Source organism: Pseudomonas sp. HY7a-MNA-CIBAN-0227 (genome assembly GCF_040310325.1).
Taxonomy (GTDB): domain Bacteria; phylum Pseudomonadota; class Gammaproteobacteria; order Pseudomonadales; family Pseudomonadaceae; genus Aquipseudomonas.
The window spans coordinates 1-270 of sequence record NZ_JBEOPT010000143.1 but is presented as its reverse complement, the minus strand read 5'-3'; the positions used below and the strand labels follow the sequence as shown (position 1 = coordinate 270).

Annotated in this window: 1 protein-coding gene; it reads left to right on the top strand. The window is 41.9% G+C overall.

All coding sequences use genetic code 11. The features are described from left to right. Positions 1-270, top strand: a 270-nt coding sequence (locus AAEZ06_RS27330; RefSeq protein WP_350617236.1) for a S1 RNA-binding domain-containing protein, incomplete at both ends; no start/stop codon positions are given.

Here is a 270-nt window from a genome sequence, read left to right as displayed (position 1 = left end):
CAGTTCGCGACACCGCTCACTTAGAGTACAAAGAATTAGAATTCAAAGTTATCAAGCTTGATCAGAAGCGCAACAACGTTGTTGTTTCTCGTCGTGCAGTTATCGAATCTGAAAGCAGTGCTGAACGTGATACTCTTCTTGAGAATCTACAAGAAGGTCAAGCTGTTAAAGGTATCGTTAAAAACCTTACTGACTACGGTGCATTCGTAGACTTGGGTGGTGTTGACGGTCTTTTACATATCACAGATATGGCTTGGAAACGTGTTAAGC